We start from the raw sequence: 19598 nt of genomic DNA on the forward strand, positions 1-19598 counted from the left end.
ATGACCCGGTACATCCTCCGGCGGCTGGTGCTGGCCGTGATCGTCGTGCTGCTGGTCACTGTGGTCACGTTCGTGCTGCTGCACCTGCTGCCCGGCGGGCCCGCGCGCGGCGTGCTCGGGGTGAAGGCCACGCAGGCGCAGATCGACACGTTCAACGCCGCCCAGGGTTTCGACAAGGCGTTGCCCGTGCAGTACTGGGACTACCTGGTGCGGCTGGTGCACGGCGATCTCGGCGACTCCTATACGCAGAACTCGCCGGTGACCACGCTGCTGGGCGAGCGGCTGCCGAAAACGCTGCTGCTCACGGTCGTCTCCACGCTGCTGGCGATCGTCGTGGCCCTGCCGGTCGGCGTCTGGCAGGCGGTCCGCCGTGGCAAGGCGTCCGATCACGTGACCACGGCGTTCACCTTCGTGCTGTACGCGACGCCGGTGTTCTTCCTGTCGCTGGTGCTGATCATCCTGTTCGCGCAGGTGCTGCCGTGGTTCCCGGCGCAGGCCGCGCAAGGTGAAACCGTCGGCGAACTGTTGTCCCAGCCGGGCTCGCTCGTGCTGCCGATCCTGGCCGGGACGGGCGCCGCGCTCGCCGTGTTCAGCCGGTACATGCGGGCGTCCACACTGGACAACCTGGCCGAGGACTACGTCCGCACGGCGCGGGCGAAGGGCACGCCGGAGCGCACGATCGTCTGGCGTCACGTCTGGCCCAACTCGCTGACCTCGGTGGTCTCGATGCTCGGCTACTACGTGCCGACGGTGTTCGGCGGCTCGCTGGTGGTGGAGTCGATGTTCAACTACCCCGGCGTCGGGCTGCTGTTCTGGACCGCCGCGCGCAATGCCGACTTCCCGGTGCTGCTCGGCGTGGTGCTGGTGATCGCGATCGCGACGGTGGCCGGCTCCCTGCTCGCGGACCTGCTGCAGCTGCTGATCGACCCGCGCGTGCGGGTGAAGGGGGCGCGGTCATGACCGTCCTTTCGCGACTGCTCGCCCGGCGCACGGCCGTGGCCGGCGCGATCCTGCTCGTGCTGGTGGTGCTCTTCTGCTTCCTCGGCCCGCTGCTGTACGGCACGGACCAGTCGCACACCGACCTCGCGTCCGCACGGCTGTCTCCCGGCAGCGGGCACCCGCTCGGCACCGATGAGCTGGGGTACGACGTGCTCGGCCGGCTGATGGTCGCCGGGCGCACGTCGCTGATCATCGGGGTGCTGGCCGGGCTGATCGCGACCGCCATCGGCGCGGTGTGGGGCGCGGTCGCCGGCTACACCGGCGGCTGGCTCGACACCGTGCTGATGCGGGTGGTCGACACCGGCGTCGCGATTCCCGCACTGTTCCTGCTGCTGGTGGCGGCGACGCTGGTGACGCCGAGCGTCGGCGTGCTGGCCCTGCTGATCGGCTGCGTCTCGTGGCTGGTCCCGGCGCGGCTGATGCGCGCGGAAACCGTGAGCCTGCGCGAACGCGACTACATCCGCGCGATCACGGTGCTCGGCGCGAGCCGCACGCGGGTGGTCTTCCGGCACATCATTCCCAACGCGATCGGCACGGTGGCGGTGAACGCGACGTTCCAGATCGCCGACGCCATCCTGCTCGTGGCGTACGTGAGCTTCCTCGGACTCGGCGTGCCCGCGCCGGCCACGGACTGGGGCGCGATGCTGTCCAAGGGCATCACCTACACCTTCGACGGCGCGTGGTGGCTGATCCTGCCGCCCGGCATCGCGATCGTGCTGGTGGTGTGCGCGATCAACTTCCTCGGCGACGGGCTGCGCGACGCGTTCGCGGTGAAGGGACGGCGATGAGCGAGTCGGTGCTCGACCTCCGCGATCTGCGGGTGTCCTATGGCGACGGCGCGCCCGCCGTCGACGGTCTGTCGCTTTCCGTGGCGCCGGGCGAAATCGTGGCGATGGTCGGCGAGTCCGGCTCCGGCAAGAGCACGGCCGCGCTGGCCGTGCTGGGGCTGCTGCCCGCGTCCGCCAGGGTGTCCGGCTCGATCGTCCTGGACGGGCAGTCCGTCCTGGACCTGCGCGGCGAGGCATTGCGGAAGCTCCGCGGGCAGGGCGCGGGAATGGTGTTCCAGGAGCCGATGACGGCGCTGAACCCATTGCTGCGCATCGGTTTCCAGCTGGCCGAGGCGATCCGCAACCACGACCCCGCACCGAAACGGCACCGGCACTACTACGACCGGTGCGCCGAACTGCTGCGCCGGGTCGGCGTGCCGGACCCGGCGGCGCGGCTGAAGCAGTATCCGCACGAGCTGTCCGGCGGGCTCCGGCAGCGCGTGATGATCGCGATCGCGCTCGCGGCCGGGCCGCGGCTGATCATCGCGGACGAGCCGACCACGGCGCTGGACGTCACGGTGCAGCAGCAGATCCTCGACCTGCTGCGCGACATCCGCGACACCGAGGGCACGGCGACCCTGCTGATCACGCACAACATGGGTGTGGTCGCGGACGTCGCGGACCGGGTGCTGGTGCTGAAGTCCGGACAGGTGGTCGAACAGGCGCCGACGACGGAGCTGTTCGGCTCGCCCCAGGCCGACTACACCCGTGAACTGCTGGCGGCGGTGCCGCGGCTGGGCGCGGGCGTGCACTCCGAGCCTGAAACTGTGCCGGAATGGCCCGTGCTCGCGTTGTCGGACATCGTCGTGGAATACGGCGGACGGCGGGTGGTCGACTCGGTGTCGCTCACCGTGGCGCCGGGCGAGATCGTCGGTCTGGTCGGCGAATCCGGGTCCGGGAAGACCACGCTCGGCAACTGCGCGCTGGGCCTGGTCACGCCGAAGTCCGGACTTGTGGAGGTGCTCGGCGGTCCCCTGCCGCGCGGTACCGGGCGAGCCGCGCGGGCGGTGCGGCAGCAGATCGGCGCGGTGTTCCAGGACCCGGCGTCGTCGCTGGACCCGCGGATGACCGTGGCCCAGACGGTCGCGGAACCCCTGGCCGTGCACACCTCGGCCGGGCGCGCGGAGCGGCGGAAGCGGGTACGAGAGCTGCTGGACGCCGTCGAACTGCCCGAATCCCTGATGACCCGGTACGGCCACGAGCTGTCCGGCGGGCAGCGCCAGCGCGTGAGCCTCGCACGGGCGCTGGTGCTGGGGCCGAAGCTGCTCATCGCGGACGAGCCGACGAGTGCGCTGGACGTCTCGGTGCAGGCCGCGGTGCTGGACGTGTTCCGGCGGCTGCACGAGGAGTTCGGCTTCGGCTGCCTGTTCGTCAGCCACGATCTGGCGGTGGTGGACAGCCTGTGCGACCGCGTCGCGGTGCTGCGCTCGGGCGAGCTGGTGGAGCAGGGCCCGGCCGCGACCGTGCTTCGCGCGCCGGAACACCCGTACACCAAGGCATTGCTGCTGTCCTCCCCGGTGCCGGACCCGGAGCTGCAGCGCAGCCGGCGTGCGGCGCTGGCCGATCCGGACGTGAACCCGGCGGCGTGAGCGGGCAGTGGGCCGGTGTGGACATCGGCGGTTCGAAGACCTTGGCAGTGCTGTGCGATTCCGGTGGCCGCAAGCTCGCCTCGGCGACGGCGGACTCCGGCGCGCACCTCGGCGGGGAAGCCATCCTGGACATCGCCGCCGGACTGGTGCGGTCCCTTGTGGACGATGCGTCGGCGCTGTCCGGGGTCGGCGTCGGCGCGGCGGGGGTAGTCGACCCGGGTACCGGCACGATCGTGGTCACCGGCGATTCGTTCACCGGCTGGGCGGGCACCGCCGTCAACTCCGGGCTTTCCGCACGGCTCGGCGGAGTGCCGGTGCGCACAGAGAACGACGTGAACGCGTTCCTGCTCGGCGAACTGGACGCGGGGGAACAGCACGTGCTGGGCGTCGCGCTCGGCACCGGGGTCGGCGGCGCCCTGTATGTGGACGGCCGCCTGCTACACGGCGGCGGCACCGGCGCCGGCGAGATCGGCCACGTCGGGAACTTCGGGCCGGCGCCGTGCACCTGCGGAGTGCCCGGTCATTTGGAGGCGTACGCGTCCGGCCGGTCCCTTTCCCGCCGCTACGCCGAGGCGACGGGCGTCTCGATGCCTGCCGCGTCGGTCGCCTCTGCCGCTTTGGCTGGTGACGAAGCGGCTCTTGCGGTTTTCACCGACGCGGGCCGGTTCCTGGGCGAGGCGATCACGCACGCGGGCGGCTTGCTGGGCATCGCGACGGCTGTGGTCGGGGGCTCGGTGACGAATTCTTGGGCTCTGCTGGAAAAACCGATGCAGGCGGCGCTGGCCGCGCATCCGCTGCTTTCCGGTTCGCCGGTCGAGGTGCGGCTTTCGCGCTGGGGCGCGGACGCGATCGCCCTCGGCGCGGTCGGCCTGGTGCGGTCGGCAGGCTGACCGCACCTCGATCGGTGCGCGAATGGCTATCCTGGGAGGCACTATGCGCGCGGAACTGGACAAGCAGGCGAATCAGGTCTCGGCCATGTTCGACGAGGTTGCCGAGGGTTACGACCGGACGCGGTCGGTGCTGTGGCTGGGGCAGATGGGACGGTGGGGCCGGGCCGTTTCGCGGGCGCTGGACCTGCGGCCGGGCCAGCGTGTGCTGGACGTCGCGGCGGGCACCGGCACGTCCTCGCGCGCACTCGCGGCGCCCGGGGTTTCGGTGGTGGGCTGCGACTTCTCCCCCGGCATGCTGCGGGTGGCGCGCCGCCGCGTGCCCGAGCTGGAGTTCGTCCCCGGCGACGCGATGGACCTGCCGTTCGAGGACGATTCCTTCGACGCCGCAACGATTTCCTTCGGCCTGCGCAATGTGGCCGACCATGTGCTCGCGCTGGCCGAGATGCGCCGCGTCGTCCGCCCGGGCGGACGCGTGGTCGTCGCGGAGTACAGCCACCCGACGTCCCGGCTCACCCAGGCGGCGTTCCAGGCCTACCTCCGCAAGGCGGCCCCGCGCATCGCCCGCGCGCTCAGCACGAACGTCCCGGCGTACGACTACCTCGCCGACTCCATCCTGGCCTGGCCCACCCAGCCGGCCCTGGCCGCGGACCTGCAGCGCGCGGGGTGGACGCGGGTGGCGTGGCGGGACCTGACCGGTGGCGTGGTGGCGCTGCACCGGGGGTTCAAGGCCTGAACCCGCCGGGTACCAGCGTTTCGGCTGAGCCCGCACCGGTCGGGATCACTGGCAACCTGACCGCTGTTCGCTGGTGACCTTGAGCCGGTTGACCCAGTCGCCGAGTCCCTTGTCGAGGCTGCTCTGGTTGCCGGGGACGTCGGCGTCGACAGGCGGGCCGGCCCACGACTCCTCGGTGGTCGCCAGCACGCCGCCCCTGACCGGCTTGAAAGTCCACAGGTGCACGCCGGTGATCCCGTTCACCGGGGCGCCCCAGGCGATGCACCGTCCGGGCACGACCGTCTTCACCGTCGACGTGACCTTCATGCCCTGCGGGGACCAGGTGAAGACCGAGCCCGGCCGCAGCGGTCCCGGCGTCTCCTTGCGCGCCGGGGTGATCTCCGGGCTCCAATCCGCCCAGTTTCCGACGTCGGTGTGCAGACCCCACACCTCCCGTAACGGCGCATGGATGAAGACGCTGGCCCGGCTGATCACCGGGGCGCTCTCGTCGACAGTCACACCCCGGCATTCCGCGTGGCCTGGCTGCGACTGCCCGGCCACCGCCGGCGACTGCGCTGACAGTGCCGCGGCGGCGCTCAATGCCGCGATGCCGATGACGTTCAAGAGCTTGCGCCGGTTGTTCATCTGGATCGGTCCCTTCCGCCAATGATTACAGTCGTAAAGTTACGAGTGTTACCTGATCCGGCGCAAGAGGTAACAGGTGTAAGTTTTGTGCAGTAAGCTGACGGCATGAGCGAGGACACGGCGGCACCGGCCCGTGCCCGCAACCGTCGCGGCGAGGGCGCAAGGCTGCGCGACGAGATCGTGACGGCGGCGGCCGAACTGCTCGACGAGACCGGCGACGACAGCGCGATCAGCCTGCGGTCGGTCGCGCGTCGCGTCGGGATCGCGGCGCCCTCGATCTACCGCCACTTCCCCGATCAGCCCGCCATCGTGCTCGCCGTGACACAGAGCGCCTTCGCCGAACTGGACGACCGGCTGCGTACCGGCGTGGCCGCCGCGGGAGAGAACCCCCGGAAGCAGCTCTTCGCGATCTGCCACGGTTATCTGGAGTTCGCCGCCGCCCACCCCGGGCGCTACCGCACGATGTTCGGCGGCTTCTGGAAACCGAATCCGAGCGAAAGCTCCGTGTCCGAAACCGACTTGGCCAGGCTCGGCGAGGCGAGCATGGGGCTGCTCGCCGAGACTCTCACCGCCTGCGCCGACGCGGGCCTGCTCACCAGCACCGATCCCGGCGCCGACGCGGTCGTCCTGTGGCTCGGCCTGCACGGGCTGGCCCACCAGCGGGCAGTTTCCCCCGCCTTCCGCTGGCCGCCGGACATCGCCGAGCGCCTCATCACCAGACTCGCGCGTCTCGACGACGAATGACCCGACGCCGCGCGTCTACCCGGATTGGTCCTGACCGGCCAGGGTCCAGGTGACCGTGTCGGTGTACGCGTGACCTCCGCGTACACCGGTCACTTTCACCACGTTCGCACCCGGCGGGAGGGTGACCGGCCACCTGTAGATGTGGTCCGCGGAAGCCTCCGGACTGCCGGCCGCGACGCCGTTGATCGTCAGCGAGACGGTGTCGACGCCGTTGCCATACGCCTTCACCGTGGTCGCCGCCGTGGTCCGATCGGTCCAGCGCCGGCTGGTCAGGTAGACGAACGGCGTGGTCGTCCAGTTGGCCTTGTACCAATAGAACGCGTCCTTGCGGATCTGCCGGTCGTAGGTCACCAGGCCCTTGTCGTTGCGGCCGAGGGTGTCACCCTCGGCGCGCCCGTCCGAGGCGAAGTCGAACATGTTCCAGACGAAGGTGCCCCACAGGTAGGGCCGCGTCTCGATCTGCTTCCACGAGTTCTCGTGGACCAGCGTCTCGTATTCCTCCGGATGCGTGCGTGACGGGATGACCGGCGGCTTCACCGTGGAATTCTCCACGTGCTGGTTGACGCTGCCGCCCGCGCCGTACTCGCTGATCGCGATCCGGCGGCCCGGGTCCGCCGCGTGCAGCTGGTCGGTCCACGGGCCGGGGCCGGGCGCGGACAGGTCGTACCAGCCGAAGTACTTGTTGTAAGCCGAGAGATCGGCGTGATCCGACACCGAGTCGTGGCCGCCCCGGTTGTTGGCATAGGTGGACAGCCGCGTCGGATCCTCGGCTTTGACCTGGCCGGCGAGCGCCTGCAGGAGGTCGTTCGTGACAGCGTCGCTCTTCGCCTGCTCGTTGCCGATGCCCCAGAACGCGATCGACGGGTGGTTGTAGTTCTGCCGGATCAGCTCGGACATCTGCTGCGCGGCGTTCGCGCGGAAAGCGGCGCTGTCGGTGACGCCGTTGACCAGCGGGATTTCCGCCCAGACCACATAACCGCGCTGATCGGCGAGGTCGTAGACGTGCTGGGACTGCTGGTAGTGCGCGGTCCGCAGCGCGTTGACGCCCATCTCGTCCATCAGGTCGAAGTCCTGGTCGCGCTGCCGGTTCGCGACGGCCCAGCCCTCGTCGAGGCGGTCCTGGTGGGCGTTGACGCCGTGCAGGGCCAGGTGCTGCCCGTTGAGCGAGAAGCCGGTGTTCGGGTCCACAGTGGACGCTCGAAGCCCCAGTGGCTGGCTGACGGAGTCAGTGGCCTGGCCGGTGCGCGCGTCGACGACCTCGGCGGTCGCGCGGTACAGGTACGGGTCCGCCTTGCCCTGCCAGCGGTGCGGCTTCGGGATCTCGACCCGCTGTGTGACGTCGGCACCGGCTGCGGCGGCGAGTTCCTGCGGAGGGGACAGCACCGTCGCGGCGACCTTGCCGCTCGCGTCGGTGACCACCGTCCGCACGCGGACCTGCCGGGCGGCGGTGCCGCTGTTGCGTGTTTTCGTGGTGACGTCGACGCTCGCCGACTCCGCCGTCACGGAACGCTGGGCGAGGTAGACGCCCGGGCCGCCGAAGTCGTCCATCCGGATGCCGAGCCGGTCGACGCCGACGAGCGAGACGTCGCGGTAGATGCCGCCGAAAAACGTGTAGTCCGCGCTCAGCGGGGCGACGTCGGGCTGGCTCGAGTTGTCGACCCGCACGGCGATCACGTTGTCGCGGCCGGTCCGCAGCGCGCTCGTGGCGTCGAAGCGGAACGTCGCGTAACCGCCGCGGTGCTGGCCGAGGTGGACACCGTTGACCCAGACGTCGGCGACGGTGTTGACGCCGTCGAACTGCAGCCACAGCTGCTTGCCCGCCAGCGACGGCGGGGGCGTGAAGTGCTTCCGGTACCAGCCGGCCCCGCGGTAGTAGTCGCCGCCGCCGTCCTGGCCGTCGAGGTTGTTCCAGGTGTGCGGCACGGCCACACTCGTCCACGAAGCGTCCGGGAAGCCCGGCGCCTGGGCCCCCGGCACGTCCTCGCGGGCGAACCGCCAGCCCCCGTCGAGGCCGATCTGCGCACGCGCCCCGGCCGGCGTGGCCGAAACCCCTGGGGCGAAAGCGAATCCGGAAACGCCGAGAACCACGGCCAGTGCCACGGACAACCATCGTGAGCGGCGCACGACACCACCTCGATATTCATGGATGTGAATGAAGTCCAGACGCTTGAATGGCTCCGCAATGTAGTCGCGCTGTTACAACCACGTCAACAATCCGCCCCCGGCCCCGGAAAATCCGGCCAAGTCATGGGCCACACGGGCTAACAGGTCCGGGCCGCGGGGCCGTTCCAGGGGTAACCTCCTCGCGAACCGGCGGTGCGGGAGAGGGAACCGGGCAGGCCTGATGATCACCGGAAACGAGAAGCGGGCGGGGCGGGAGCGCTCCCGGTTGCCGGACGAGGCCGTCTGCTCCGGGAGGCTGAGCGAGAACGCGATCCCCCGGCCTGCTGACATACGCCCACTTGGTCTATACCATTCGAAGGTCAGTGATCCACTACCATGCGGTGGTCCGGTATCACGGCGGCACGGCCCACGAGGGGGATTCCATGCCCGCCATCAGGCGCAACATCGTCCCGCTCAGGTACTCCGACCCGAGCGTGGTCGCCTATGTCCGCAGTCCGAGCGACTGGCTGGTGTCCAACTGCGGCTGGATCCGGGGCCGTGACGGTGTCCTGCTCGTGGACACCTGCGGCACCGAGCGCGACACGCTCGACCTGGTCAAGGACGTGCGGAAGTACTCCACGGTCGAGATGCCGCTGACGCTCGTGATCACCCACGCGCACGGCACCCACCACAACGGCGCGGGCGTCGCGCTGCGCAACGGCGGCCGGATCCTGGCCGCGCCGGCCGCGGTGCCGATCGTGCGGGCCGGGCCGCAGCGGAACGAGGAAGCGTTCAGCTTCAGCCACTGGGGCACGCTCGAGGCCCCGGCCCCCGAAACGGTGTACGCGGTGACGGCGCCCGCGGAGATCAACCTCGGCGGCGTGGTCGTGGAGATCGTGCCCTTCCCCGGCGTCGCGCACACCGACGGCGACCTGGTGCTGTTCGAGCCCCGCACCGGCACCCTGTTCACCGGCGACCTGCTGTCCGTCGGCGCGACGCCGATGGCGGTGCACGGCTCGGTGCCCGGCTGGCTCGACGCGCTGGAGTGGATGGACAAGATGTTCCCCGGCGTCCGCACGTTCGTGCCGGGCCACGGCGGGCTCAGCCACCCGGGCAGCTTCCCGGTCGCGGTGCTGCGCACCTACCTGCACTGGCTGCTCGACGCCACGGCCGCGGAAGGCACCCCCGACTTCCCCGCGCTCGCCACCATCGCCCGCCGCCGCTGGCCGCACTGGAACAACCCGGAACGCCACGTCGGCAACCTCATGCGCGCCCACGCCGACCAGCACGGCGGCCACCTCCAGGAGGACAAGGCGATCAGCGCCATCCTGGACGCTGCGGGCGGCAAGATCGATCTTGACGCGCGGCTGGGCCTGTAGCGGCTGTTTCGGTTTCACTCCGTAGGTCACCCGCGTTGCCGAGCGGCAACAGCGAATCTTCCGGCGGTCAGCAGTCACCAGCCGAAAGCGGGTTGTCATGCCGAGAACGTGCCCGGAGTGCCTGGGATCAGGTCTGGACCGCGAGCGGAAGGCGTGTGGCCGGTGCGGCGGACTCGGCGACGTCTACGAGTTCCTGCGGCGGTGCCTGGGACTCGTGAGTGTTCACGACGGTTAGAACCGGCACGAACACTCACGAGCCAGCCTTCCCCGGTCAGCCCAGGTACTTCTTCAGATCGTCCAGGACTCGCATTGCGCCGATCGGGCCGAGGCCGAGGAACCAGACCTCGTCGTCGACCGGGATGGCGTGCTTCGCCTTGACTGCGCCGAGGGCGGTCCACAGGCCGCTCGAGGTCACGGCCTTCTCGTCGGGAGAGGGGCCCGCGCCGTAGCTGGAGTAGAAGATCCAGTCGGCGTCGGCTTCGTCGATGCGTTCCTTTGAGATCTGCGCGGCGAGTTCGTTGATGTCCTGGTTGGCCGGGCGCGTCAGCCCCACGTCCTTGAGGATCACGCCGATGAACGACAGGTTCCCGTACAGCCGGATGTTGCCGGAAAGGAAGCGCAGCAACGAGATCTTCGGCGTGCCGGCGATCCCGGCCTTCACCTCGCCGGCCTTCTTCTGGTAGTCGTTCAGCACCGTGACGGCCTGGTTCTCGTCGCCGAGCGCCGCGGCCACCAGCAGGAAGTTCTCCTTCCACGGGAAGCCGGGGCGGATGCTGAAGACCGTCGGGCCGATCTTCGACAGCTGCGGGTACAGGTCGTTCGCACGCAGTTTGCTGCCGAGGATCAGGTCCGGCTGCAGGGACGCGATCTTCTCCAGGTTCAGGTTGTTGATGTCGCCGACCGTCGGGATCCCCTTGACCCGGTCGGCGAGGTAGGACGGCACGCCGGTCTGGCCCGCGGTGGTCGCCATGCCGACGGGCGTGACGCCGAGTGCCAGCACGTCGTCGGTTCACCGCTGTCCAGCACGACCACGCGGGTGGGCTTCTTCTCCAGCTTCGTCTGTCCCAGCGCATGGGTCACCGTTCGCGGGAAGACGCCCGGGCCGACGTCGGCCTTCAGTTTCGCGGTCTCGGCGTCTGCCGTGGAGAAGAGCCGTCCGCCGGTGGCGACGTCCTTGTCGCCCACCCCGGAGGTCGTGGTGTTGGCCGGCTGGCTACATGCGCCGACGAGGGTGACGGCGGCGAGCGCGGCGACCGCCTTGGTCCAGCTGGCCAAACGCATGCGGGACTTCCTTTCCTGGGACCGGGTCTTCAACGGAGCGGGGTGGCGGGCGGGCCGGCGTGGTGCCGGCCGATCGGGACGACCATCGGGGTGCCGGACACGGGGTCGTCGATGATCCGGCACGGCAGGCCGAACACCTCCTCGACCAGTTCGGCGGTGAGGATGTCGCCGGGCGCGCCCTCGGCGGCGATCTGCCCGGCCTTCATCGCGATCAGATGATCGCCATAGCGGGCAGCGAGGTTGAGGTCGTGCAGCACGATCACCACGGTGGTGCCGTCCGCGCGGTTCAGATCCGACAGCAGGTCCAGCACCTCGATCTGGTGGCTGATGTCGAGGAACGTGGTGGGCTCGTCGAGCAGCAGCAACGGCGTGCGCTGTGCGAGCGCCATCGCGATCCACACCCGCTGGCGCTGCCCGCCGGAAAGCTCGTCGACCGGGCGGCTCGCCAGCTCGACGGTGTCGGTGGCGAGCATCGCGCGCGCCACGGCCTCGTCGTCCTCGGCGGTCCAGCGGCGGAACAGGCCCTGGTGCGGGTAGCGGCCACGGCCGACCAGATCGGCGACGGTGATGCCCTCCGGCGCCGTCGGCGACTGCGGCAGCAGGCCCAGCACCGTCGCCACATCCTTGCTGCGTAAGGAAGAGATGCTTTTTCCGTCGAGGTACACGGCGCCGGCCGACGGGCTGAGCAGGCGGGCGAGGCCACGCAGCAGCGTCGACTTCCCGCAGGCGTTGGTCCCGACGATCATCGTCACGCGGCCCTCGGGAATGGCCGCCGTGAGATCGTCCACAACGGTCACCGGGCCGTAGCCGAGGGTCAGGCGCTCGGTGCGCAGGGTGGGGGTCAACAGCATTCCCTCTCAGACTCGGCCGGCGCGATTCGCGGTCGCGAGCAGCAGGAGCAGGTACGGCGCTCCGACCGCGCCCGTGACCACCCCGACCGGCAGCTGCGCGCCGAGCAGGTGCTGCGCGGCGAAGTCGCCGAGCAGGGTCACGAGCGCGCCGGTGAGCGCGGGCGGGACGAGCCCGGTGCGGGCGCCGCCGGCCAGCCGGGTCGCGATCGGGTTGGCCACGAACGCCACAAACGCCACCGGGCCCGCCGCCGCGGTCGCGAACGCGGCAAACGCCGTCGCCACCACGAGCAGCAGGAGCCGGGTCCGTTCGACGCGCAGGCCGAGGCCCGCCGCCGTGTCGTCGCCGAGTTGCAGCCCGGTGAGCGCGCGGCTGAGCACCAGCGCCGCGGGCACCAGCACCACCAGCGCGATCGCGAGCGGCACGACGTGGTCCCAGCCGCGCCCGTTGAGATTTCCGGTCAGCCACACCAATGCCTGCTGCGCGAGCGTGACGTCGGCCCAGGTCATCAGGTACGACACGACACTGGTCAGCACGGCGCCGACACCCACGCCGATCAGCACCAGCCGGTAGCCGCTCACGCCGCCGCGCCGCGCGAGCAGGTAGATCACCGCGCCGGTGACGAGCGCGCCGCCGAGCGCCGCGGCCGAGACCACCGCGCCGGACACGCCGAACAGGAGGATGCACAGCACTGCCGCCGCGCTCGCGCCCTGCGTCACCCCGATCACGTCGGGGCTCGCCAGCGGGTTTCGCAGCAGCCGTTGGAAAAGCGCGCCCGCGAGTCCGAACGCGACCCCCACGAGCAGGCCCGTCACCGCCCGCGGCAGGCGCAGCTCCGTCACCACGTACGCGCCGCCGCCGGTGCCATTCCCCAGCAGGATGCCCGGCAGATCACCGAGCGGAACGGTGAAGTCACCGACTGCCAACGAAAGCGCGAAGACCGTCACCAGCGCAACGGCCAGCACCAGCGAAACGACCCGGACGCGCGCGGCCCCGTGACGCCGCGCCGTCTTGACCACACGGACGGCTTCGGCCAGCGGCGCGCTCACACGGTCACCAGCTTCCGGCGGCGCACCAGCACGATGAACAACGGCGCCCCGATCACCGCGGTGACGATGCCCACCTGCACCTCCGCGGGGCGGGCGACGACCCGGCCGACCACATCGGACACCAGCAGCAGCAACGGCGAGATCAGCGCCGAGTACGGCAGCAGCCACCGGTGGTCCGGCCCGGTGATCAGCCGCGCCACGTGCGGCACGGTCAGGCCGACAAACGCGATCGGGCCGGCGATCGCCGTCGCCGATCCACAAAGGACTACCACCGCGAGCGCGCAGACCACCCGCGCCACCGCGACGTTCTGGCCCAGCGCCCGGGCGACGTCCTCCCCCAGCGCCAGCGCGTTCAGCATCCGCGCGGACACCAGCGCCAGCACCACGCCGACGACGATGAACGGACGGGCCTGGATGATCGCGGCCTCGTCCCGGCCGGTCAGCGAACCGACCTGCCAGAACCGGTACTGGTCGAATGTGGTGGCGTCGGTCAGGAGTAGCCCGCTGGTCACGGACTGGAGTGCGGCAGTCACCGCCGCACCCGCGAGGGCGAGCTTCATCGGCGTCGCGCCGACGCGGCCGAGCGCGCTGATCCCGTACACCACGGCGCCGGCCACCGCGGCGCCCGCGAAGCCGAACCAGACGTAACCGGTGACGCTGGTGATACCGAGCGTGCTGATGCCGAGCACCACGAACAGCGCCGCACCGGCGTTCACGCCGAGCAGGCCGGGGTCGGCGAGCGGATTCCGGGTCGCGCCTTGGATGACAGCGCCGGACAGTCCCAATGCGACGCCCGCGAGCACCCCGGCGAGCGTCCTCGGCAGCCGCAGTTCGCGGACCACGAGGTGATCGGGATCGGCGGCGTCGAAGTGGAACAACGCGTCGAGCACCGTCGGAAGCGACAGGCCCCGCGAGCTGACGGCGATGCTGAGCAGCAAGGCCAGCACCAGCGCGACGGCGAGCACGACCAGACCGGAGGTCAGCGAAAGCGCTCTCGGCCGGGCGCGGTCAGCCACTGTTCTTTACCTTTGCGGGGCGGGGTTGATTAGGTTTGGCTAATCTACCTCTCGCGCGCGAGAACTCTACTGTCGGCTAAGTCACGGCAGCGGTTAAGTCACGCCAGCGGCCCGGGTGCCAAGAGAAAGGGCCCGTCACCGCGAGTGCGGTGACGGGCCCTCCCCCACGCGGTTCAGGCGTTCGCCTTCTTGCGCGGCGCGCGCTTGCGGGCGGGCTTGGCCGGGGCCTGCTCGACCTCCACGGTTTCCTCGCGCTCCTCGTAGGCCTTGACGATCTCGGCCGGCAGCCTGCCCCGGTCGGAGACCGCGAAGCCGTTGGCCTCGGCCCACTCACGCATGAGCCGGTTGCGCTCGCGGTCGGCCGCGGAAGACGTCGGGCGCGGGGCCTGGCCCGCGGCGATCCGGACCTTGCGGCCACCGGTGCGGCGGGAGGCGGCCACGTAACGGGCCAGCTCGTCACGAAGCGCGGCGGCGTTGTCCTCCGACAAGTCGATCTCGTAACTAACACCGTCGAGACTGAACGGGACGGTCTGCTCGGCGATGCTGCCGTCGATGTCGTCGACCATCTCGACGTGAACCTTCTGCGCCATGGTTCGTCGTTCCTTCACCTTCTACAGGATGTGCCTGGGCGAACCCTATCGTGTCGACTAATGTCGCGCTCTGTCACACGCCCAGTCCTGTCTGGACAGCGCGTACTCGACATCCCCGTGTTCCGCGCCCTCGATGTATTCGGGCCACTCGAGGAAGAAGGTGCGCACGAGCGTGAGCCCGGCCTTCTCCAGCACTCGCCGGGAACGCTTGTTGACGGTCATCGTGGTGGCGACGACCCGTTCCACACCCGGATCGGTGAGAACCCGGTCGACGAGCAGGCGCAGCCCTTCGGTCGCGAAACCGCGTCCCCACACGGCCGGCCGCAGGCGATAGCCCACCTCGATGCCGCCGTCCAGCCCTGCGCTCACGGCGGGGCGCGCGGAGAACCAGCCCAGGAACCGGCCCGTCGCGATTTCCTCCGCGGCGAAACACCCTTGTCCGCGCGGAAGTTCGCGGTATTCCGCCAGGAACCCCGGAAGCGTCGAGTTCTCGACCACCGCGCGTGGCACCGGTCGCCCGTCGTCGATGAAGCGCATCACTTCCGGGTCGCCGTGCAGCGCGGCCAGATCGGCCGCGTCGTCCGGGGTGAACGGGCGCAGCCGGAGCCGTGGCGTTTCGGTCCAGTTCGTCACCCGCGGATAACACCAGTCACGGACCCCTTTGGCCAACGCCTTTTCGCGGCGCGGCGAGGGGAACCGTCCCCGCAAAAGACTGAAGGTCACCGGGCAGGATCGCCCGGTGACCTTCAGCTCGAACAGTTACCGCGTCAGTGGTGACCGCCCGGTGCGGCCGCACCCGTCTTCGGGTCCAGCGGGAGCTTGCCCGCCTGCGGCCACCAGAAGTTGAACATGTTCCACAGCCCACCGGCCCGGCTGTCGAACGAGGAGTCGCCCACGCGGCCGGCGAACCAGTTGTCCTCGATGAACTGCAACACCGAGGTCTGGTCGGTCCGGGTGTGGTCGACGTAGTTCACCTTGCTGTACGGCGAGACGACCATCAGCGGCAGGCGCGGGCCGTAACCGCAGCGGTCCGCGTACTTGCCCTGCGTGGTCGGCTTGCCGGTGCACACCGACTGGTCCTGCGACACGTCCTGCGAGCCGTTGACGATCGGCGCGCTGACGTGGTCGTACCAGCCGTCCGAGTCGTCGTAGGCCAGCACGACAGCGGTGGAGCGCCAGTCCGGCGACTTCTGGATCTGGTTGATCTCGTTGACGACGAACTGCTGCTCGTCCAGCGGGTCGGAGTAGCCCGCGTGGCCGTCCTGGTACTCGGGCGCCTTGAGGAAGCTCACCGCGGGCATCGAACCGGCCTTCAGCGAGTCGTTGAAGTCGCTGACGTCGTACTGGTGGTTCGCGCGGTCGGTCTGGCCGATCGCCTGCACCGAGGTCGGCGCCAGGTGGTGCGGGTTCGCCGTGGACGCGTAGTACTGGAACGGCTCGTGGTGCGGGCTGTAGTCCACGGAGGACTGGGCGCCGACGTTCGCGTGCTTCGCGCCGCAGACCGCGTAACCGTTCGCGGTGCCGGTCGGCTTGAAGCCGCCCTGGAACCAGCCCCACGTGACGTGCCGCGAATTGAGCAGGTCACCGACGTTGCGGCCCTGCATCGCGCCCAGGTTGTCGGTGGCGGTGTGGTTCTTGTCGGAGCAGTCGTCCCACGCCGGGTCCGGGTCGTTGATCACCGTGCCGACGCCCTTGGCGTCCGGCGACTGGGTGACGTAGGCGTCGGTGGTCGGCTCGTGCGTGACCGGGTCGACCGCCTGCATCCCGTGCGTCTGGCCCGAGATCAGGTTGATCGCGCCCGGGGTGGACGGGCCGAACACGGTGTTGAACGAGTTGTCGCTCAGCGCGTAGTTCTGCGCGTAGTTCCACATGCCGGTGACGGTGTTGCCGTCGTAGTAGTCCATCACCAGGCCGGGCTCGCCGAACAGCACGGGCTGGCCGGTGCACTTGTCCGTCTCGGTCTTCTCGACGAACTTGTCCATCTTGCCGCCGTTGAAGGCGGCCTGCTCCGCGCCGTAACTGTGGTTCTGGTCGCAGGTCAGCGCCTGGCTCGAACCGAGCCGCTTGGGGTTGTAGGCATTCGGGTTGTTCGTCAGCAGCTGCTTCGACAGGCCGTTGACCTTGGGGGTGTTGGGCGCGGCCTGGAACGGGGTGCCGTCCTGGTTGGTCGCCTTGGGGTAGGTGCCGAAGTAGTGGTCGAACGAGATGTTCTCGCCGAAGATCACCACGACGTGCTTGATCGGGGTGAGCGTCGGCAACCACGACGCGGGCTGGGCGTGCAGCGGCTGGGCGGGTGCCGCCGTCGCCGCGGAGCCGGTGACGATCACCAGCGCGGCCGCCGAAGCGAGCGCGCCGGCGCCGAGCAGCCGCCGTGACCGGCGGCGCCGTCTGCCGATTCCTGTGTCCACTGGGGAATCCTCCTGATCTCGGTGACCTCGTGGTGGGAACTGCGGGGCCGGCTCAGGCGAGCAACGCCCGGCCGAAGTGGTCGTCGGGACCGGTGACCCCGGGCAGCGCGAAGAAGTAGCCGCCGCCGAACGGGGAGATGTAGTCGACCAGCGGCTCGTCGGCGAGCCGCTTCTGGACCGCCTCGAACTGCCGCTCGAGGTCCTGCTGGTAGCAGAGGAAAACCAGGCCCATGTCCAGGTTGCCGTTGGAGTCCACGCCGCGGTCGTAGTTGACCGCGCGGCGCAGGATCCGGCTGTTGTCGGTCTCCGCCGTGCGCGGGTTCGCCTTGCGGATGTGGCTGGTCAGCGGGATCACCGTGCCCACCGGGTCGTCGGCGTAGCGCGGCACGTCCTGCTCGTTCGCGCCGTCGAGCGGGGCGCCGGTGTCACGACGCCGGCCGAACATGTTCTCCTGCTCGGTGAGCGAGACGCGGTCCCAGAACTCCACGAGCATCCGGATCAGCCGCACCACCTGGTAGCTGCCGCCGGCGGTCCACGCGGGCTCGCCGCCCCCGGACACCCACACCAGGTGGTCCATTTCGGACTCGGCCGGGTTGGCGATGCCGTCCTTGAAGCCCATCAGGTTGCGCGGGGTGCCGGACGGGCGCGGCTGCGAGCTGAACCCGTTGATCTTCCAGCGCAGCTGCATGCCGCCGCGGGTCGCGCGGGTGATGTCGCGCAGCGCGTGCAGCACGGTGTCGGCCGAATCGGCGGAGAGGGTGAGCGACAGGTCGCCGTGGCACTGCGCCGCGTCGAGCGCGTCGTTCGGGAACATCGTCATCGGCTTGAGCTTCGCCGGCTTGCGGTCGGCCAGCCCGTACCGCCCGTCGAACAGCGAGGAGCCGGCGCCGAGCACCACGCCGAGATTGCCCGGCGGCACCACGGGACCGAGCACGCCGGAATCGGCCGGCGGCGCGGTGATGCCGAGCGCGGCCGGCGCCCCGCCCGTGGTCAGGAACCGCGAGCGATCGGTGATCTCCTGGAGCAGCTGGGTCAGCTCCGCGCGGTTTTCCGCGATCACGTCGAACGACGCGACCACGCTCTGCGCGGGCGGCTGCCGCAGGATCGCGGCCTGGCGCGCACCGTGGAACGGGACCGCTCCATTGTCCTGGCTGCCAGCCGCGGTTGCTGCGGAAGCGCCGACTCCGACTCCGGCGACCGCCGTCAGCCCGGCTCCGACGACAGTGCGGCGCAGGAAACTGCGGCGCGAAGATTCGGTCATGATGCCGCCTCCGCGGGAAAGAGTGCGTCGGCGGTGCTGGATGCCGCCTCCGCGGGAAAGAGTGCGTCGGCGGTACTCAAGAGACCCTCCGCGGCTCGGCGATGGCCGCGATCGGGGCCAGTTGCTCGGTCAGCTCGGCAACGTCGCCGTTGATCTTCTGGCGCTGCGGCGCGCTCAGCTGCCCGACGGGCGTCCAGCTGCCGTCCGCGCGGCGGGCCCCGTCGAGCGCGGTCTCGGTGCGCTTCATCCAGCTGTCTACTGTGGACAGCTGCGGGAAGCGCGGGGCGAGCACCGGGCGCAGCACGTCGAGCACGGTCTGGACGCCGTCGAGGTTGGCGCGCGCCGTGGCGAGGTTCGTGCCGCTGCCGTAATCGGTGCGGCCGGTGAGTTCGAACTGCAGGGCGTTCTCCACGATCTCGTGCGCGCGCAGGCCGAGGTCGTTGCCGTCCACCTGGCTCTTGGCGAACGAATCCTGCAGGGCGTGCGCGTCACTGTCCAGCTGGTCCGCGACGGCGCCCAAAGCGCCGAGGTCTTCGCCGTGCCACAGCCCGTATTCCAGCCGGTGGAAGCCGGTGAAACCCGGGTCGGTCACGCCGCCGGGCAGGCCGGCGGTGGTGCCGTTGAGCGCGCCGTCGGAGTCGCCGAACGCGTCGTACGCGGCACCGAGGCGTTCGTACGTCAGGTGCGCGGTCAGCCAGGCGGCCTGGGCGCCGGCGCGATCGCCGCGGTGCACCGCGTCCTTGACCGGGCCGATGTCGCCGACGAGCTGGACCAGCCCCTGCGTCACGTGTGCCTGGTACGCCTTGAGCGGCTGGAGCAGGTCGTTGTTCGTCACCGGCGCGACCCCCGGGCCGCGCTCGGCGCCGCCACTGACCGTGCTCACCGGGCCCACGATCGCCGACGAGTCCTCCGGCAGGCACCGGAACGCGTACTTTCCATTACCGAGTGTCACCGGGAGCGGCCGGGTGGTCCCGGCGCCGAGCCCCTCCACCTCGCCGTAGACCACGCCGGTGGCCGGGTCGATCAGGTCGACCTCCGAGGTCACCGAACCGGTGTTGTGGAGGTTGAAGGTCTGGGCCCCCGGCTTGGGATCGGTCCACCCCTGACCACAGGAAGAGCGGGAAATGGCGATCTCCGGATCCTGCGCCGACGCGCCGTCGGGCCAGACCGCGATGGCGATCCCCGCGACCACCACCAGACCGACGGCCCCCACCACCCAGCGGGCACGCACAGACCCCGGCACCTGAAGACTCCTG

At 70.3% G+C, this 19598-nt stretch carries 19 protein-coding genes; 7 read left to right on the forward strand and 12 right to left on the reverse strand.

Features of this window, described 5'->3' with window-relative positions; all coding sequences use genetic code 11:
• Genes OG371_RS05975 through OG371_RS05995 form a run of 5 tightly spaced genes read left to right on the forward strand, consistent with a single transcriptional unit; the run spans position 1 to position 5038 of the window.
• Positions 1–960: an ABC transporter permease gene (locus tag OG371_RS05975; protein WP_329066367.1), complete on the forward strand. Its 960-nt coding sequence runs from the start codon at positions 1–3 to the stop codon at positions 958–960.
• A complete protein-coding gene (locus OG371_RS05980) occupies positions 957–1787 on the forward strand; it encodes an ABC transporter permease (RefSeq protein WP_329066369.1) in 831 nt (276 codons plus the stop codon). Before OG371_RS05975 ends, OG371_RS05980 begins: the two co-directional genes overlap by 4 nt.
• Positions 1784–3415, forward strand: a complete 1632-nt coding sequence (locus tag OG371_RS05985; RefSeq protein WP_329066371.1) for an ABC transporter ATP-binding protein — start codon at positions 1784–1786, stop codon at positions 3413–3415. Before OG371_RS05980 ends, OG371_RS05985 begins: the two co-directional genes overlap by 4 nt.
• Positions 3412–4305 (forward strand): ROK family protein, encoded by an 894-nt coding sequence (locus OG371_RS05990; protein ID WP_329066373.1) that lies wholly within the window; start codon positions 3412–3414, stop codon positions 4303–4305. The genes OG371_RS05985 and OG371_RS05990 overlap by 4 nt, the downstream gene beginning before the upstream one ends.
• Before the next feature lie 22 nt (positions 4306–4327).
• A complete protein-coding gene (locus OG371_RS05995; protein WP_329066375.1) occupies positions 4328–5038 on the forward strand; it encodes a ubiquinone/menaquinone biosynthesis methyltransferase in 711 nt (236 codons plus the stop codon).
• 45 nt (positions 5039–5083) lie between these two features.
• Here the strand turns inward: OG371_RS05995 and OG371_RS06000 are convergent, their stop codons facing one another.
• Positions 5084–5662, reverse strand: a complete 579-nt coding sequence (locus OG371_RS06000) for an SRPBCC family protein (protein WP_329066377.1) — start codon at positions 5660–5662, stop codon at positions 5084–5086.
• Between the two features lie 105 nt (positions 5663–5767).
• Here OG371_RS06000 and OG371_RS06005 point away from each other — a divergent pair, with 105 nt between their 5' ends.
• A complete protein-coding gene (locus tag OG371_RS06005) occupies positions 5768–6406 on the forward strand; it encodes a TetR/AcrR family transcriptional regulator (RefSeq protein ID WP_329066379.1) in 639 nt (212 codons plus the stop codon).
• A gap of 15 nt (positions 6407–6421) precedes the next feature.
• Here the strand turns inward: OG371_RS06005 and OG371_RS06010 are convergent, their stop codons facing one another.
• Positions 6422–8530: a glycoside hydrolase family 2 protein gene (locus tag OG371_RS06010; RefSeq protein ID WP_329066381.1), complete on the reverse strand. Its 2109-nt coding sequence runs from the start codon at positions 8528–8530 to the stop codon at positions 6422–6424.
• A gap of 422 nt (positions 8531–8952) precedes the next feature.
• Between OG371_RS06010 and OG371_RS06015 the strand changes: the two genes are divergently transcribed.
• A complete protein-coding gene (locus OG371_RS06015; RefSeq protein ID WP_329066383.1) occupies positions 8953–9888 on the forward strand; it encodes an MBL fold metallo-hydrolase in 936 nt (311 codons plus the stop codon).
• A gap of 271 nt (positions 9889–10159) precedes the next feature.
• Here OG371_RS06015 and OG371_RS06020 read toward each other — a convergent pair whose 3' ends face one another.
• From OG371_RS06020 to OG371_RS06065, 10 genes are all read right to left on the reverse strand, one after another.
• Entirely contained in the window at positions 10160–10858 is a 699-nt protein-coding gene (locus OG371_RS06020) for an iron-siderophore ABC transporter substrate-binding protein (RefSeq protein WP_329066385.1), read from the reverse strand.
• Complete coding sequence (locus OG371_RS06025; RefSeq protein WP_329066387.1) at positions 10768–11169, reverse strand: hypothetical protein; 402 nt, start codon at positions 11167–11169, stop codon at positions 10768–10770. The genes OG371_RS06020 and OG371_RS06025 overlap by 91 nt, the downstream gene beginning before the upstream one ends.
• Before the next feature lie 29 nt (positions 11170–11198).
• Positions 11199–12020: an ABC transporter ATP-binding protein gene (locus OG371_RS06030; RefSeq protein WP_329066389.1), complete on the reverse strand. Its 822-nt coding sequence runs from the start codon at positions 12018–12020 to the stop codon at positions 11199–11201.
• 6 nt (positions 12021–12026) lie between these two features.
• A complete protein-coding gene (locus OG371_RS06035) occupies positions 12027–13067 on the reverse strand; it encodes a FecCD family ABC transporter permease (protein WP_329066390.1) in 1041 nt (346 codons plus the stop codon).
• Positions 13064–14083, reverse strand: coding sequence for a FecCD family ABC transporter permease (locus tag OG371_RS06040; protein WP_329066392.1), 1020 nt, complete (start codon positions 14081–14083; stop codon positions 13064–13066). Before OG371_RS06040 ends, OG371_RS06035 begins: the two co-directional genes overlap by 4 nt.
• A 173-nt stretch (positions 14084–14256) precedes the next feature.
• On the reverse strand, positions 14257–14673 hold the full coding sequence (locus tag OG371_RS06045) for a histone-like nucleoid-structuring protein Lsr2 (protein ID WP_329066394.1): 417 nt from the start codon (positions 14671–14673) through the stop codon (positions 14257–14259).
• 57 nt (positions 14674–14730) lie between these two features.
• On the reverse strand, positions 14731–15306 hold the full coding sequence (locus OG371_RS06050) for a GNAT family N-acetyltransferase (RefSeq protein WP_329066396.1): 576 nt from the start codon (positions 15304–15306) through the stop codon (positions 14731–14733).
• 134 nt (positions 15307–15440) lie between these two features.
• Entirely contained in the window at positions 15441–17081 is a 1641-nt protein-coding gene (locus OG371_RS06055; RefSeq protein ID WP_329066398.1) for a phospholipase C, read from the reverse strand.
• 52 nt (positions 17082–17133) lie between these two features.
• The gene (locus OG371_RS06060) at positions 17134–18342 is read right to left on the reverse strand and encodes a Dyp-type peroxidase (RefSeq protein ID WP_329066400.1); all 1209 of its coding nucleotides are present in this window, start codon (positions 18340–18342) and stop codon (positions 17134–17136) included.
• A 76-nt stretch (positions 18343–18418) separates the two neighbouring features.
• Complete coding sequence (locus OG371_RS06065; RefSeq protein WP_329066402.1) at positions 18419–19585, reverse strand: EfeM/EfeO family lipoprotein; 1167 nt, start codon at positions 19583–19585, stop codon at positions 18419–18421.
• Positions 19586–19598: the final 13 nt, after the last annotated feature.

Source organism: Amycolatopsis sp. NBC_01480, from assembly GCF_036227205.1.
In the GTDB taxonomy this organism is placed as follows: Bacteria; Actinomycetota; Actinomycetes; order Mycobacteriales; family Pseudonocardiaceae; genus Amycolatopsis.